Below are 15647 nucleotides of genomic sequence, written 5' to 3'. Positions count from 1 at the left end.
TCCGGGGGCTTACGCGTGAGCGCCGGGTCAGACCTGGAACTGCTTGGCGTTGTACAGCTCGGTGTTGACGTACTCCTCGCGCGCCTGCCCCACGGTGGCGCCGATGCGGTTGAGGGTCTCGTTGAGGCCCTGGGTGGCCTTGGCCCACTTGGCCTTGTACTCCTCGTAGGCGGCCTGGTCCTGGCCCTGCCACTCCATGGCCTCCAGCTTCGCGGCGAGACCGTCGAGGATCCCGTCGAGCTGGGCGGCGGCGGCCTTGATCTCGCTCTCGGCCTGCTCCAGCTGGCCGGGGTCGACTTTAAGTCGCGTCATGGCGAACCTCTCAGGCGCTCAGGGGGGTGACGGTGGGGATCTGCAGGTCGGCCATGACGTTCGACACGACGGTGCTCTGGTCCTGGTCGGTGTTGGAGTGGTTGGCGCTGACCTTGTCGATCAGCTGGCCGATGCCGTCCAGGGCCTCATTGAGGTCGGTGGCGTGCTTGTTGTACTGGATCATCAGCTCGTTGAAGGCCTGCGAGGCGTGGCCGTGCCAGGCGACCTGCACGAGGTCCTCGCACTCCTTGCGGACCTTCTGGATCTGGGCCTCGGCGTCGTGGACGGCGGTCCGGATGTCACTGGCGCCTTGACCCAGTGACTCGAAATCGACTTCGAGCGGTGCGCTCATGCTGGTGCCTTTCTATTCGTCTCGACCTGGGTCCGTTATGGACGGTCCACTGCTCTTGTCAGAGGTCATGGCGCTTGCGAGCCGAGAACTCGGAACCGACTCGACGGTATCGAGACCCGTTCGGCCGCGCTGTCCCCCATGGACGAATGCCCCGAAGCGGACATCGTCAGCTCTCGTGGCGCGGGGTCGCCCAGGCCACCTGGACGAGCCCGACGCCGTTGCGGCGGACCAGCGTCCCGCGCCCGGGCGGCTGCTGCGAGGGCCGCACGTTGCCCAGCACCGCGCCCTCGTCGCGGTCGCCGGACAGGATCAGCCCGGGCGCCTGGAGTTCCTTGAGCCGCTGGAGGACCGGGTCGTACATGGCCCGGCCCAGGCCGCCGGAGCGGCGGGCCACGATCAGGTGCAGGCCGACGTCCCTGGCCTGCGGCAGCAGCTCCACCAGGTTGTGCACGGGGTTGGGGCTCTGCCCGGCGATGATGTCGTAGTCGTCGACCAGGACGTACAGCTCCGGCCCGGTCCACCAGTTGCGCGCCCGCAGCTGCTCGGGCGTCACGTCCGGCCCCGGCATCCGGTGCTTGAGGGCCTCCCGGACGCCGCCGAGCAGCTCCGCGGCGGCCTTCTGGGTGGCGACGTAGCCGGTGAGCCGGTCGTCGTCGATCTCCCCGAGCAGCGAGCGCCGGTAGTCGACGACGACGAGGCGCACCTCCTGCGGGGTGTGCTTGGCGACGAGCTGGGCGGCGATCGCGCGCAGCACGTTGGTCTTGCCCGACTCGCCCTCGCCGAACACCATCAAGTGCGGCTCGTTGGCGAAGTCGAGGCCGACGGGCGCGAGGTGGCTCTCGTTGACCGCGAAGGGAAGCAACGGCGTCGTGGCGGGCGCGGGCAGTTCGGCGAGGCCGACGCGCGCGGGCAGCAGGCGCACGGCCGGGGCGGGCGCGCCCGTCCAGGCCTTGGTGACGCGGGTGACCAGGTCCGAGACGCCGTCGGCGAGGTCGTCGTGGGAGGAGCGGCTGTCCACTCTGGGCAGTGCGGTGAGCATCTGCATCGCGTCGACCGACAGGCCGCGCCCGGCGGCGCGTTCGGGCACGTTCCAGGCGGACTTGCGGTCGATCTCCGATTCCGAGGGGTCGCCCAGGCGCAGTTCGAGGCGGGTGCCGAGCAGGTCGCGCAGGGCCGGGCGCATGTCGGTCCAGCGGTTGGTGGCCAGTACCAGGTGGACGCCGTAGCCGAGGCCGCGCTGGGCGATGGCGGTGACGGCGTCGATGAGCTCCTCGAACTCGGCGCGGACGGTGGTCCAGCCGTCGATGATGAGGAAGGCGTCGCCGAAGGGGTCCTCGGTGAACTCCCCGGCGGCCTTGCGGCGCCGGTAGGAGGCCATGGAGTCGATGCCGTGCTCGGCGAACAGGGCCTCGCGATCGTCCAGAAGGGACGACATCTCGGCGACGGTGCGGCGGATCTTGTTCAGGTCGCGGCGCCCGGCCACGCCACCGACGTGCGGGAGCCCTTCGAGGCCGCGCAGGGTGCCGCCGCCGAAGTCCAGGCAGTAGAACTGCACCTGCTGTGGGGTGTGGGTCAGCGACAGGGACGCGATGAAGGTGCGCAGCGCGGTGCTCTTGCCCGACTGGGTGCCGCCGACGATGACCACGTTGCCGCCCGCTCCGGCCAGGTCCACGGTGAGCAGGTCCCGGCGCTGCTCGAAGGGCCGGTCGACGATGCCGAGGGGGACGGCCAGGCCGCCCAGCCCGTTCCAGCCGGCCGGGCACAGTCCACCGTGGACGGGGTCGGGGCGCAGGTCGGGGTACAGGTCGGACAGCGCCGGGGATTCCGACAGCGGCGGCAGCCACACCTGGTGGGCGGGCGGGCCCTGTCCGGCGAGCCGGTCGGTGATGACGGCGAGCATGGAGTTCTTGACGATGTCGTCGGGGTTCTCGGGGGTGTCGTCGTCTTCGGGTGCGGCGTCGGGGACGGCGAGGTCGGGCAGGGGCATGTGCCCGGGTTTGAAGGCGACCATGCGGCCGAGGGACCCGCCGGGTCCGCCGTCGCCGGCGCGGGCGCCCCGGTAGATGCCCGAGACGTAGGCCGAGCGGAACCGCAGCATCGTCGAGGTGTCGATCTTGAGGTAGCCGTGGCCGGGCGCCTGCGGGAGCTCGTAGGCGTCGGCGACGCCGAGCACGACCCGCGACTCCATCGCGGAGAAGGTGCGCAGGCCGATGCGGTAGGACAGGTGGCTGTCCAGGCCGCGCAGGCGTCCCTCTTCGAGGCGCTGCGAGGCGAGGATCAGGTGGACGCCGAGGGAGCGCCCGAGGCGGCCGATCATCACGAACAGCTCGATGAAGTCGGGTTTGGCCGACAGCAGTTCGGAGAACTCGTCGCAGACGATGAGCAGGCTGGGCAGCGGCGCCAGGTCGGCTCCGGCCCGGCGGGCCTTTTCGTAGTCGCGCTGGGAGACGAAGTTGCCCGAGGCGCGCAGGAGCTCCTGGCGGCGGGTCATCTCACCGGCGATGGCGTCGGCCATGCGGTCCACCAGGGGCAGTTCGTCTTCGAGGTTGGTGATGACCGCCGAGGTGTGCGGGAGCCGGTCGAGGGTCGCGAAGGTCGCGCCGCCCTTGAAGTCGACCAGCACGAAGTTGAGTTCCTCCGAGGAGTGCGTGATGGCCAGGGCCGAGACGATGGTCCGCAGCAGCTCGGACTTGCCCGAGCCGGTCGCGCCGATGACCAGGCCGTGCGGGCCCATGCCGCCCTGCGCGGCCTCCTTGAGGTCCAGGAAGATCTTCGCGCCGGTCGGGTCCAGCCCCAGCGGGATCGACAGGCGGTCGGCGGTGGGCCGGTTGGGCCGCCAGATCAGCCGCGGGTCGAGCGTCCCGATGTCGCCGACGCCGAGCAGGTCGGGCAGCTCGGCCGACACGGCGAGGGGCTCACCGGTGCTGGTCACCGCCGAGGGCCGGTGGCGCGACAGGCGCCGGGACAGCGCGGCGGCCTGGATCTCGCTGAGCGCGTCGGGCGTGCCCAGCGGCGTCCGGCGGCCCCGGAAGACCATGTCCAGCGCCGACGGCGTGACGTCGAGCCGCAGCATCCATCCGCCCGCGTGGCGCGGGACCGTCCCCGACAGGTCGAAGACGGTCACCCCCGCCAGCCCCGGTCCCACCAGGTCGCAGTCGGGGTCGACCTCGCCGCCGTCGTGGATGACGATGACGTGCGGGGTGTCGGTGAACGAGCCCTGCTCGGCGTTGCCGCGCGCCCGGTCGGCGAGCTGGTCGGCCAGCAGCGTCTCCAGCTCGCTCATGGTGTCCACGATCAGGCGGCGCGGACCGGCGGCGTCCAGGACCCCGTCGAGCTGCGCGTGCGGGAACCACTTGACCCAGTCCCAGCGCTTCATCCGCTCCGGTGAGGCGACCACGGCGATCCGCAGGTCCTCCGGGGAGTGGAACGCGGCGGCCTGGCACAGCATCGCCCGCGTCATGTCCTCAATGGACGCCCGCTCGCCGCGCACCGCCACCCGCCGAAACGCCCGCAGCTGCAACGCCATCGGCATGTTCGGCAGTGTGGAGTGGGCGCGCACGAACCGGCGCAGCGCCAGCGCGCTCATCGGCTCCAGGTCCTCCACCGGCTTCGTCTCCGGCGTGGAGATGCCCACCGCCAGCCGCTGCGTGCCCACCGCCAGGCGGACCTCGACGAAGTCGGGGTCGAGGGGCCGCCGCTCCCACAGCCGCGAGGAGTTGATCATCGTCCACAGCGCCGAGGGCGCCGGATGCCGCCACAGGATCGACTGCCGCTGCTGGGCGGCGGCCCGGCGGATGCGGCGGCGGGCCTGCGCCAGGTAGCGCATGTAATCGCGCCGCTGGTTGACCTGCTCGCCCTTCTTGTCGCCACCGCCCATGTAGGACGCCCCGAACATGCCCACCATGGACAGTCCGAACAGGCCGCCGACGATCCAGCTCAGCGGGCCGCGCGCCGCGCCCCGGTACAGCAGCATCATCGCCGCCACCCCGGCCAGCATCGGCAGCATGAACAGGATCTGCGCGACGTTCCTGGGCGCCGGGACGGGCAGGTCCGGCGGTGGTTCCAAGGCCAGCTCGCCGTCGGGCATCGGCGGTCCCGCCGTCCTGGGCGGCCTGGTGAACACGACGGTACTCATGCTGCTTCCCAACGCTTCAAGGGTGGGGGGATACCGGCATCGTAGGAGCCGCGGCGCTTCCGTGGGGGGCACGCGAGGGTCAGCGGGAACCGCCCCCGGCCCGATACGCTCCGCCCGAGCGCACCTCGCGCCCCTTCGAGGAGATACCCCATGACCGTCACCAGCGAGCTGTGCCGGGTCACGATCGTCGCCCCGCACACCCGGATGGACATCGCGCTGCCGAGCCACGTCCCGCTCGCCGAACTGCAGCAGGACCTGCTGCACTACGCCTCCGGCGGACCCGACGCACTCGACCTGGCCGACGCCGGGGCCGCCAAGGGCGGCTGGGTCCTGGCCCGGCTCGGCAAGGCGCCCCTCAACCCCGACCTCTCGCCCCGGCAACTGGGCATAGTGGACGGTGAGGAGCTGTTCCTCCAGCCCTACGCCCAAACCGGGCCGGAGATGGTCTTCGACGACGTCATCGACGCCGTCGCCACCGCCGCCGGGGAACGCGCCGGACGCTGGCAGCAGTCGACCAGCCGCGCCTTCGGCATCGGCCTGGGCACCGTCGCGCTGCTCGGCGGCGCCGCGGCGGCCATCGCCACCGGCGGCGCGGCGGCCTTGTGGACGTCCCTGGCCGTCGGCGTCGCACTGCTGCTGGCCGCGCTGGTCATGGCCCGCGCCCTCGGCAGCACCCGCGCCGGCACCGTCTTCGGGCTCGTCGCGCTCGCCTACGGCTTCGTCGGCGGCTCGCTGCTGCTCGCCGAGGGCGGCGGCGTCGAGGCGATCGGCGCGCCGCACCTGCTGACCGCCGGGACCGTGGTGACCGTGTTCGCGGTGATCGGCGGCATCGTCGTCCCCCGCTCCGCGCCGGTCTTCCACGCCGCCGTGATCTGCGGGGTCGCCCTCACCGTCGGCGCGGCCCTGTGCACGTTCCTGCCCGGGCGCATGGTCACCCCCGGCCGCGCGGCCGTCGCCGTCGCCGTCCTGGCCCTGGCGTTCCTGCCCGCGCTGCCGATGTTCGCCTACCGCGTGGCCCGCCTGCCGATGCCGACGATCCCGACCTCGCCGCAGCAGCTGCGCACCGACGCCGAATCGGTGGACGGCGAGCTCGCCCTCAAGCGCAGCGAGCGCGCCGACGAGCACCTGACCGCGCTGCTGGCGACCGTGGCGGCGATCGCGGCGGCCGCCGAGGTTCTGATGCCGCTGGACGAGACGCTCCCGGCGGCGCTGACCACGGGCTGGCTGGCGTTGCTGCTGCTGGTCCGCGCCCGGGTGTTCCCGACGATCCGGCAGCGGCTGCCGCTGCTGCTGGCCGGTGTCACCGGCCTGGGTTCGCTGGCGGTGGCGACCATGACGGCCGACTGGGCCGACACCGTCAAGCTGCCGGTGGTCCTGGGCGGGCTGATCGCGCTGGCCCTGATCGCCCTGGGCTACTCGCTGAGCGTGGCGGGCAAGCGCATCTCGCCGTCGTGGGGGCGGGCCCTGGACATCGGCGAGATCCTGCTGATCGTGGGCGTGGTCCCGCTCGCGCTGTGGGTGTGGGACGTGTACTGGACCTTGCGGACCATCAGCGGCTGAGAGCGGCGAGTGTCTTTGTAGTGCAGGGCCGCTCCCCCTCGGGAGCGGCCCTTTTCGCGTCCGCGCTACATGCCGATCACCGGCGGAGCGGTGTTGTCCTCGCCGTGCCAGGCGTCCTCGTCCTCGGTCAGCCAGGTCTCATGGCCGCCGGAGTCGGAGTTGCCGTGGCCGCCGCCCATGCCTCCCATGCCGCCCATCGGCGCCATCCGCGACGCCGCACCGGCCCCCGCGCCGATCGGTCCCATGCCCGGCTGCTGCTGCGGGGCGGCGACGCCGGTGGCCACACCGGGTCCGCCGGTGCCCGCGCCGAGCCCGCCGCCCACTCCCCCGCCACCTCCGCCACCGGCACTGGCCAGGCCGGTGGAGGGGTCGTAGGAGCCGGGATCGTAGGGATCGGGCTCGTAGGGGTCCGGGTCGTAGGGATCCGGCTTGTACGGATCGGTCTTGCCGGGGTCCTGCGGATCCTGGCCGCCGGGATCCTGGTCCTTCGGGTCTTGGCCTTTCGGGTCTTCACCCTTGGGGTCCTGGCCGCCCTTGTCCCCGGGCTTCTGGCCCGGGTCGGCGTTCGGATCGGTCTTCGGCTTGGTGTCCGGCTCGGTCTTGGGGGTCTCGACCTTGGGCGTGGTGGTGTCGGGCTTCTTGCCGCCGGGGTCGGTGGTGGGCTTACCTCCGCCGGTGTCGCCGTCCTTGTCCTTGTCGTCCTTGGGCTTCTCGGCCTTGTAGGGCTCGATGATCAGGTCGTTCTTGATGGCGGTGTAGTCGACGATCAGCTGGAGCTCCACCTCGTGGGCGGCCTTCTGGCCCATCTCGTACCACTGGGCGATGCGCGTCTTGGCCACACCGTGGTCCTTGGTGGGCTCGACGACGATCTCCTGCGCCTGCACGGGCGGATACCAGCCCAGATGGAGGGTCAGGTCGGGTTCCCAGATGCGGTAGGCGGCCGCCTTGTAGTCGAAGTCCTCACCGATGTACCCGTTGGCGTCGGCACCGGCGTCGTGCTGGCCGTTCGCCCGTGAGTCCTGCCTGCCGATGACCGGCATCGGCATCGCCTTCTGCGCCTTGGCGAGCGCCTCGGCGGCCTTCTCCAGCGCCTTGGTCACCGGGCCGATGGCCTTGTGCCGGTCGGCGAGGGGGTCGGTGAGCTTCACATCGACGTACTTGCGGAAGGCCGACCCGGCCGGGCCGTGCCATCCGGTCTCGCCCTTGGGCTTGGTGGTCTTGGCGATCTCGGCGGCGTCGCCGCTGTGGCCGTCGAACTGGTTGCCCACCGAGGTCAGCTCGGCGGCGAACCGGTTGATCGCCTCGGGCTTGCCCTTGACCTTGATGCGCCAGATGTAGTCTTCCCAGTTCCCACGGTCCTGGTCGGCCATGCCATCCTCCTAGGCGGGTTTCACCGGCTTCTGCTGCGCGGCGACCTCCAGATCGGCCAGCGCCTTGGCGACGGTGGTCTTGTTGTTCTTCTCTACGTCGTCGTACTTGTCGGAGACCGTCATCACCTTCTCCAGCAGGCCGTAGAGCTGCTGCTCGGCCGCCGAGGCGTCGGCTTCGAGCTGCCCGAGGCTCTTGACGAGGAACGGCATCAGGTCGGTGCGGGCGACCCGCACCTGACCGAACATGCCGCCCACGTCGTTGGCCGCGCCGCCCGCGCCGGGCAGCTGCTCCTTGAGCCGCTGCACGCTGGCGACGGCCTCGCCCTTGACCCGCTCGCCGAGGGCGTAGCAGTTCCCGCCGAGCTGCTTGAAGCTCGCCGGGCCCTCGTGGGCGATGCGGTACTTGCGGTTGCGGGCGTCGCCCTCGGCCCATTCATCGGGCCGCTCATCCTCTGGTTTCGCCATCTCGCCTCCTCACCATCCGCCGCCGGTCAGCGCCGACGCGTACACCGACGGCCCTTGTTCGCCGTCACATCGCTTCAGCCGCACGCGGTAGGCCCGTGCCAGGGCGGCCAGGCGTCCGCAGATCTCCTCGATGCGGTCCTCGTCCCCGGCGAGGCGGACGAGGCAGCGCACGTCCAGCCTTTCGTCGCCGCGACGGGCGGTGAGGCGCCGCATGGACACCGACACGGTGGTGAAGTCGGCGGGCAGCTCGGTCACCGCCGTCCACAATCGACGGACGACGCGCGGCTCGGCGAGGCGGCCGTGGAGGGCGTAGGTGACCTGCGCGAGGGTGCCCACGTGCCAGGAGTTCCAGCGCTCGCGGACGCCGTCGGCGACCGCGACGGCCACCGTCTCGCCGCCGACGGAGCGGCGGATGGCGTGCGCGAGTTCGGTCTCGCCGAGCGCGCGCAGCCGGACGCCCGCGCCCTCGGCGCCCTTGGTGAGCCGGGAGACGGTGGAGGTCAGGGCCCGGTGGACGCCCTGCTCGCCGCCGCCGCGCCCGGCGGCCACCGGCGCGGCGTCGACCACGTCGAGGCGGGCGGCGCACCAGGTCTCGCGGTGGGCGACGGTCGGGTCGCCGCCGAGGAGCTCGCGGTAGGACAGGGCGCAGAGCGCGCCGGGGTCCACACCGGTGCTGGGCACGGGGACGCTCTGGGTGAGCACCTGGACGGAGCTGACCGGCGAGCCGCCGTGCGCCAGGATCTGGGCGAGGACGTCGAAGGCGCGCGCAGGCGGCTCGTCCTGCTCGACGGCCATCGCGGCGTACCAGCCCGCGCCGTCGAAGGCCACACCGAGGCTGCCGCCGCGTTCGGCCACGGTGGACAGTCGTGGGCTCGGGGCGAAGTCGGCGGGTGCGCCGGGTCGCGCCAGGGCCGTCCCGGCGGCGCGATCGGCGCGGCGGCGGCCGCGCAATCGGCGCCACACCGCGATTCCGGCGTACCACCAGCGCCCGCCCAGGCGGCCGAAGGTGAACAGCAGGACCAGCGCCGAGAGGGTGGCCACGCCCGCGAGCACGGGACGCGGCAACGGCAGCGCCAGCATGGCCGCCGCCAGCGCCAGTTCCAGGACGACCAGTTGCGCGACACCGATCGCGCCCAGCCGCGCCCGGCCGGCCGGTGACCTCGTCATCAGCCCAGATCCTTTGCGTGTCAGGGGTTGTTCGCACGCGTGCCGGGCGGCCGGAGCCGATCCTCGCACGGTCTGCGTGGCAGTCACGTTAGCGGTAAGTTCCCCCTCGACGCTGTCCCGTCATCACCCCGAGGGAGCCGGCCGCCATGCGGACCAGACGTGAACAGGTGCAGGCCCAGAGGTTCGTGGTGCGCAGGATTGTCTCGGCGATGCTGAGCGCGAATCCCGAGACCCTGGACCTCCCGATGCGGCGCATGGCGCTGTCCCTTGTGGGCGGTTTCCTGGCCGCGGTGCTGGCCTGTGTCGGCTTCTGGGTGGTCGGGAAGCTCTACCCGGGCGGCGCGACGGCCTGGCAGGCGCAGGGCACGATCGTCATCGAGGAGGAGACCGGGGCGGTCTACGTCTACCGGGACTCGGCGCTGCTGCCGATGGCCAACTTCGCCTCGGCGCGGCTGTACGTGGGCATCGAGGCGCCGGTGGTGACCACGGTCCATCAGTCCTCTTTGGAGGGCACGCCCCGGCAGGGCATGTACGGGATCCCGGACGCGCCCAAGGCCCTGCCGGACCCGAAGCTGTTCGTGAGCCAGCCCTGGCAGATGTGCAGCACCTCCGACCCGGCCGCACCCACCCGGCACGTGATGCGGGCCGTCGTCGGCCAGCGGCCCGCGACCGGCCTCGACCTGGCCGGGCGGGCGATGCTGGTCGCCGACGACGCCGGTGAGTACTACCTGCTGTGGAACGACCGGCTGTGGCTGCTGCCGAAGGCCTCGGCGGCCACCACGATGAAGGCGCTCGGGGTGCCGCAGGACCGGCCGGTGGCGATCTCGCAGTTCCTGGTCCCGCTGTTCTCGCGGGGACCGGACCTGGCCGTGGAGGCCACCGGGGACGCCGTCGTCGTCGCCGACCAGACGCTCCAGCCGGGCACCGTCATCCGCTCCGGCGAGCTGTACTACCTGGTCACCGGGGGCCACCTGGAGCGCGTCGGCGTCCTGGCCGCCACGATCGCCTTCCACGGCGACCCGGCGACGGTGAGATCCGTGCCGCAGAACCAGATCCTGGACTCGATGATCCAGACCCCGGCGCCCTCGCAGAAGGAGGCGCTGCCCGACGCTCCCCCGCAGGTCCACGTGCCCGAGCAGGACACCCGTGACACCGCGGTGTGCGCGGTCTCGACGGGCGCGGCGGGCCCGAACGGGACGCCCTCGCACGCCGAGGTCTACACGCCGACGCCGCCGGTCCTGACGGCGGCCAACACCAGGCTCACCGTCGCCATCACCGGCAGGGTCTCCTACCTCGACCTGCCCGCCGGTCGCTCGGCGCTGGTGCGGGCCACGGTCAGCCCCGGCGCGGGCGGCGGCACGGTCTACCTGGTCACCGAGGGCCGCAAGTTCGGCATCGCCGACGCCGCCTCGCTCACCGCCCTCGGCTACGGCAAGTCCACCGTGGACGAGGTCCCGGCGCAGTTCCTCGGGCTCATCCCCGACGGGGCCGCGCTGTCGTCCCAAACGGCCCGAACAGCTGTTCCATAGGGACAGCGCGGGGCCTCCACTGTGTCCTATCCTGACGCCGAAACCCCCACGCGACCGTCTGGGAGGCATCATGCCGGGCCCCGCCTCGGACAGCACCATCGACGTCAACACCGAAGCCCTCGAAGAGTTCATGCAGGTCTTCGAGCAGCTCCTGGCCCTGCAGAAGTCGGGTCAGGGCTCGGTGCACAGCACCACCGGCAAGGCCCTCGGGACCTTCGACGCGGCCACCCAGACCGCCGCCAAGCACGACGAGATGCGGCGCGAGCACCTGGTGCGGCTCAAGCGGCTGCTGGCCGCGCTCCAGGCGACCGAGAAGTCCACCGCGCAGACGATCGTCAACTACGACGACTCCGACGCGGTGGCCAAGAGCAACATGAACGCGTTCTTCGCCGCGCTGGCCGAGACCGGCTCGGTCGGCGACGCCCCCGGCATGATCGAGGGCTCCGGCCCGAAGGAGGCATAGGCGATGGGAGGCTACGACGGCTGGAGCATCGAGCAGCTGACCGGCGCGATCTTCTCGGCCGATCCCGATGAGATCGACGACTCGGCCGGATCCTGGCACTCCGCCCAGAAGCGCACCGAGGAACTCGGCCGCCTGCTGGCCAAGAAGCTCGAAGCCCTCATGCACGACTGGAAGGGCCTGGCCGCCGGCGAGTTCGACGCCTACATGAAGGCGATCCACACCTTCTGCGGCTCCCTCAGCGAGGACCAGGGCGAGATGGGCGACGGCATGTGGAAGTGCGCCACCGCCGCCAAGCAGGCCCGCGATGACGCGACGCAGGCCCTGAAGCTCCCGCAGAAGACCAAGGAGCAGAAGGAGATCGTCCGCAAGAAGCTGGTGAAGATCCTCACCGGCCTGGCCACCGGCTACAAGGGAGCGGCGAGCTCGTCGTTCAAGGCGCCCACCAAGGCCCCGGCGAACCTGCCCACGGTGGAGGACCCGGAGCTGGAGCCGCAGGACGTGGTCACCACGCTCGAACCCGAGCCGGGCAAGCTCGACCCGGGCGCGCCTCCCTACGACCCCACCCCCTACGACCCGGTGCCCTCCGAGCCGGTCCCGTACGTGCCGCAGCCCGGCTACGACAACGGCGACACCGAGACCGGCCTGGCCAGCGCCACCCCGCTGGGCCTGGGCGCGGCCACCGGCGGTCCCGGCGGCGGCTTCGGGCCGGGCTTCAGCCCGGGCGGACCGGGCACCGCGACGGGCCTGGCGGCGGCGGGCGGTCCCGCGTTCGGGACCTTCGGCGGCGCGCCCGCCCCGGCGCGCGGGCCGGCCATGGGCTCCGGCGCCGCCGGGCGCGGACACCAGCACGAGGACGAGGAAGAGCAGGGCAACCGCACCTGGCTCACCGAGGACGAGATGGTCTGGGGCGGCGCGGAGGGAACTCCGGCGGCGGTGGTCGACCAGCGCGGCTGAGGGCGCGGCCACGTTCTTTGAGACATCGGGGACCGTGGCCCACGGCCTCTCCCCCGACCCGGCCGCCCGGTCGTGGACCGTGGCCCGCGCGGCCTACGAGGGAAGGGCCTCCCGGCGCACCGGGAGGCCCTTCTCTTCGTGCTCTTGCGCGTCAGCCGTCGGTGCGCTTGACCAGTACCCGGACCGCCACGCCCTCGCCGATCTCGCCCCGGAAGGCCTCGTCGCCGAGTTCGGTGTAGCCGAGCTCGCGGGTGAGGGTCTCGCCGGTGACGAACTCGCGGTGGGTCTCCACCGCCGCGCGCGCGTCCTCGGGCAGGTCGGCGACCACGGTGATGCGGTCGGTGACGGCCAGGTCGGCGTCGCGGCGGGCGGTCTGGATGACCCGGACCACGTCGCGGGCCAGGCCCTCGGCGGCCAGTTCGGGGGTGACGTCGGTGTCGAGGACGACCACGCCTCCGCCGGGCAGCGCGGCGGTCCGGTCGGCGGCGGTGACGAGCATGGTGAGCTCGTACTCGCCGTCCTGGAGTTCGACCCCGCCGACGGTGACGGCACCGTCCACGATGGACCAGTCACCGGACTTGTGCGCCTTGATGACCCGCTGGACGTCCTTGCCCAGGCGCGGCCCGAGGGCGCGCGGGACCAGGCTGAGCGTCTGCGTGCAGTACTCGCCGAGGTCGCCGGTGAACACGACCTCCTTGACGTTGACCTCGTCGGCGATGAGCTCGGCGTAGGGCCGCAGCTCCTCGACGCCGGGACCGGCGACGGTGAGCGTCGCCAGCGGCAGGCGCACCCGGCGGCGGGTGGCCTTGCGCAGCGACAGCGCCGCCGAGCAGACCTCGCGCACGGCGTCCATGGTGGACACCAGGGCGGGGTCGGCCGCGCCGGCCGTCTCCGGCCAGTCCACCAGGTGCACCGAGCGCCCGCCGGTCAGGCCGCGCCAGACGTCCTCGGTGACCAGCGGCAGCAGCGGGGCCGCCACCCGGCACACCGTCTCCAGCACGGTCGCCAGGACGTCGAAGGCCCGCCGGTCGCCCTGCCAGAACCGGTCGCGCGAGCGGCGCACGTACCAGTTGGTCAGCGCGTCCAGGTAGGACCGGACCTGCGCGGCGGCACCCGACAGGTCGAAGGCGTCCATCGACTGCCGCACGCCCTCGACGAGGTCGTCGGTCTTGGCCAGCACGTAGCGGTCGAGCAGGTGATCGGAGGCCAGGGCGCCGGTGCGCGCCGCGTGCGGCGTGGCGTCGTAGCCCTCGGCGTTGGCGTAGAGGCTGAAGAAGTACCAGACGTTCCACAGGGGCAGCACGACCTGGCGGACGGCGTCGCGGATGCCGCTCTCGGAGACGATCATGTCCCCGCCCCGCACCACCGGCGAGGAGATGAGCAGCCAGCGCATCGCGTCGGCGCCGTAGGTGTCGAAGACCTCGTAGACGTCGGGGTAGTTGCGCAGGCTCTTGGACATCTTGCGGCCGTCGTCGCCCAGCAGCGTGCCGTGCACGACGCAGTCGCGGAAGGCGGGCCGGTCGAACAGCGCGGTGGCCAGCACGTGCATCGTGTAGAACCACCCGCGCGTCTGCGGGGTGTACTCCACGATGAAGTCGCCCGGGTAGTGGTTCTCGAACCACTCGCGGTTCTCGAACGGGTAGTGCACCTGGGCGTAGGGCATCGAGCCCGACTCGAACCAGCAGTCGAGGACCTCGGGGACCCGGCGCATGGTCGAGTTGCCCGTGGGGTCGTCGGGGTTGGGCCGGGTCAGGTCGTCGATGAACGGCCGGTGCAGGTCGGCCGGGCGCACGCCGAAGTCGCGCTCCAGCTCGTCGAGCGAGCCGTAGACGTCCACGCGCGGGTAGTTGGGGTCGTCGGAGACCCACACCGGGATCGGCGAGCCCCAGAAGCGGTTGCGGGAGATCGACCAGTCGCGGGCGCCCTCCAGCCACTTGCCGAACTGGCCGTCCTTGATGTGCTCCGGGGTCCAGGTGATGCCCCGGTTCAGCTCGACCATGCGGTCGCGGAAGGTCGTGACGGCCACGAACCAGCTGGACACGGCCTTGTAGACCAGGGGCGTGTCGCAGCGCCAGCAGTGCGGGTAGGAGTGCGTGTAGCCCTCGTGGCGCAGGACGACGTCGCCGCGCTCCTTGAGCTCGCGCACGATCGGCTTGTTGGCGTCGAAGACCTGCACGCCCTGGTAGTCGGGCACGATCGCGGTGAAGCGGGTGTGCTCGTCGACGGTCATGACGGTGGGGATGCCGACCGAGGCGCAGGCGTTCTGGTCGTCCTCGCCGAAGGCGGGCGCCATGTGCACCACGCCGGTGCCGTCCTCGTCGGAGACGAAGTCGGCGCCGATGACCTGGAACGCGTTGGGGGTGTCGGCGAGGTAGTCGAACAGCGGGGTGTACTTGCGCCCGACGAGGTCGCGGCCCTTGAGCTCGGCGACGACGGTGGCCTCGCCGAGTTCCTTGGCGTAGGCGGCCAGGCGGGTCTTGCCCAGCACGTAGCGCCGCCCGTCCTGCTCGACGACGACGTAGTCCAGGTCGGGACCGACGGCGGCGGCGAGGTTGGAGGGCAGGGTCCAGGGCGTGGTCGTCCACACCAGCAGCTTCTCGCCGCTCTCCAGCTGGAAGCCGACGGTCAGCGCCGGGTCGGTGCGGTCGCGGTAGACGTCGTCCATCCGCGTCTCGGTGTTCGACAGCGGCGTCTCGCAGCGCCAGCAGTAGGCGAGCACGCGGTAGCCCTCGTAGATCAGGCCCTTGTCGTAGAGGGTCTTGAAGGCCCACATGACGCTTTCCATGTAGTCCAGGTCGAGGGTCTTGTAGTCGTTGGCGAAGTCGACCCAGCGGGCCTGGCGGGTGACGTAGCGCTCCCACTCGCCGGTGTAGCGGAAAACCGACTCGCGGACGGCCTCGTTGAACTTGCCGACGCCCAGGGCCATGATCTCGGCCTTGGTGTTGATGCCCAGCTGCTTCTCGGCCTCGACCTCGGCGGGCAGGCCGTGGCAGTCCCAGCCGAAGCGCCGCTCGACGCGGCGGCCGCGCATGGTCTGGTAGCGCGGTACGACGTCCTTGATGTAGCCGGTCAGCAGATGCCCGTAGTGGGGCAGGCCGTTGGCGAAGGGGGGACCGTCGTAGAAGACGAACTCGTTGCTGCCGTCCGACCCGGCCGGGCGGCGGTCGATGGATGCCTGGAACGTCCCGTCGGCACCCCAGAAGTCGAGAATGCGCTGCTCCACCTCGGGAAGCTTGGGACTCGCGGGCACCCCCCGCTGCGGGTCGTCCTTGGGATATGGCACGTCATCGCTCCTTCGCACCGGTCTGCGTTCTCCTCGGTGCGAGGACGAGCCTTGGCC

Annotated in this window: 11 protein-coding genes; 4 read left to right on the top strand and 7 right to left on the bottom strand. The window is 71.8% G+C overall.

The window, feature by feature from the left end; all coding sequences use genetic code 11:
• Positions 1 to 27: 27 nt before the first annotated feature.
• From QSK10_RS32495 to eccCa, 3 genes are all read right to left on the bottom strand, one after another.
• Positions 28 to 312 carry a WXG100 family type VII secretion target gene (locus tag QSK10_RS32495; RefSeq protein WP_285667354.1) on the bottom strand — a complete coding sequence of 95 codons (285 nt, stop codon included), beginning with the start codon at positions 310 to 312 and terminating at the stop codon, positions 28 to 30.
• A 10-nt stretch (positions 313 to 322) separates the two neighbouring features.
• The gene (locus QSK10_RS32490) at positions 323 to 664 is read right to left on the bottom strand and encodes a WXG100 family type VII secretion target (protein ID WP_285667353.1); all 342 of its coding nucleotides are present in this window, start codon (positions 662 to 664) and stop codon (positions 323 to 325) included.
• Positions 665 to 830: 166 nt separating this feature from the next.
• Positions 831 to 4799 carry a type VII secretion protein EccCa gene (gene eccCa / locus QSK10_RS32485; RefSeq protein WP_285667352.1) on the bottom strand — a complete coding sequence of 1323 codons (3969 nt, stop codon included), beginning with the start codon at positions 4797 to 4799 and terminating at the stop codon, positions 831 to 833.
• A 150-nt stretch (positions 4800 to 4949) separates the two neighbouring features.
• Here eccCa and eccD point away from each other — a divergent pair, with 150 nt between their 5' ends.
• Positions 4950 to 6359, top strand: a complete 1410-nt coding sequence (gene eccD / locus QSK10_RS32480; RefSeq protein WP_285667351.1) for a type VII secretion integral membrane protein EccD — start codon at positions 4950 to 4952, stop codon at positions 6357 to 6359.
• Between the two features lie 65 nt (positions 6360 to 6424).
• Here eccD and QSK10_RS32475 read toward each other — a convergent pair whose 3' ends face one another.
• Genes QSK10_RS32475 through QSK10_RS32465 form a run of 3 tightly spaced genes read right to left on the bottom strand, consistent with a single transcriptional unit; the run spans position 6425 to position 9361 of the window.
• Complete coding sequence (locus tag QSK10_RS32475; RefSeq protein ID WP_285667350.1) at positions 6425 to 7729, bottom strand: hypothetical protein; 1305 nt, start codon at positions 7727 to 7729, stop codon at positions 6425 to 6427.
• A 9-nt stretch (positions 7730 to 7738) separates the two neighbouring features.
• Positions 7739 to 8194: a hypothetical protein gene (locus tag QSK10_RS32470; RefSeq protein ID WP_285667349.1), complete on the bottom strand. Its 456-nt coding sequence runs from the start codon at positions 8192 to 8194 to the stop codon at positions 7739 to 7741.
• A 9-nt stretch (positions 8195 to 8203) separates the two neighbouring features.
• Positions 8204 to 9361: a type VII secretion protein EccE gene (locus QSK10_RS32465; protein WP_285667348.1), complete on the bottom strand. Its 1158-nt coding sequence runs from the start codon at positions 9359 to 9361 to the stop codon at positions 8204 to 8206.
• A gap of 146 nt (positions 9362 to 9507) precedes the next feature.
• Between QSK10_RS32465 and eccB the strand changes: the two genes are divergently transcribed.
• From eccB to QSK10_RS32450, 3 genes are all read left to right on the top strand, one after another.
• Positions 9508 to 10890, top strand: a complete 1383-nt coding sequence (gene eccB, locus QSK10_RS32460) for a type VII secretion protein EccB (RefSeq protein ID WP_285667347.1) — start codon at positions 9508 to 9510, stop codon at positions 10888 to 10890.
• Positions 10891 to 10960: 70 nt separating this feature from the next.
• The gene (locus QSK10_RS32455; RefSeq protein WP_285667346.1) at positions 10961 to 11353 is read left to right on the top strand and encodes a hypothetical protein; all 393 of its coding nucleotides are present in this window, start codon (positions 10961 to 10963) and stop codon (positions 11351 to 11353) included.
• 3 nt (positions 11354 to 11356) lie between these two features.
• On the top strand, positions 11357 to 12307 hold the full coding sequence (locus tag QSK10_RS32450) for a WXG100 family type VII secretion target (RefSeq protein WP_285667345.1): 951 nt from the start codon (positions 11357 to 11359) through the stop codon (positions 12305 to 12307).
• A 151-nt stretch (positions 12308 to 12458) separates the two neighbouring features.
• Here the strand turns inward: QSK10_RS32450 and ileS are convergent, their stop codons facing one another.
• A complete protein-coding gene (gene ileS, locus QSK10_RS32445) occupies positions 12459 to 15590 on the bottom strand; it encodes an isoleucine--tRNA ligase (RefSeq protein ID WP_285667344.1) in 3132 nt (1043 codons plus the stop codon).
• Positions 15591 to 15647 lie beyond the last annotated feature (57 nt).

This window comes from Actinorhabdospora filicis, from assembly GCF_030269765.1.
GTDB lineage: Bacteria > Actinomycetota > Actinomycetes > Mycobacteriales > Micromonosporaceae > Actinorhabdospora > Actinorhabdospora filicis.
This window is presented reverse-complemented; position numbering and strand designations above follow the sequence as displayed.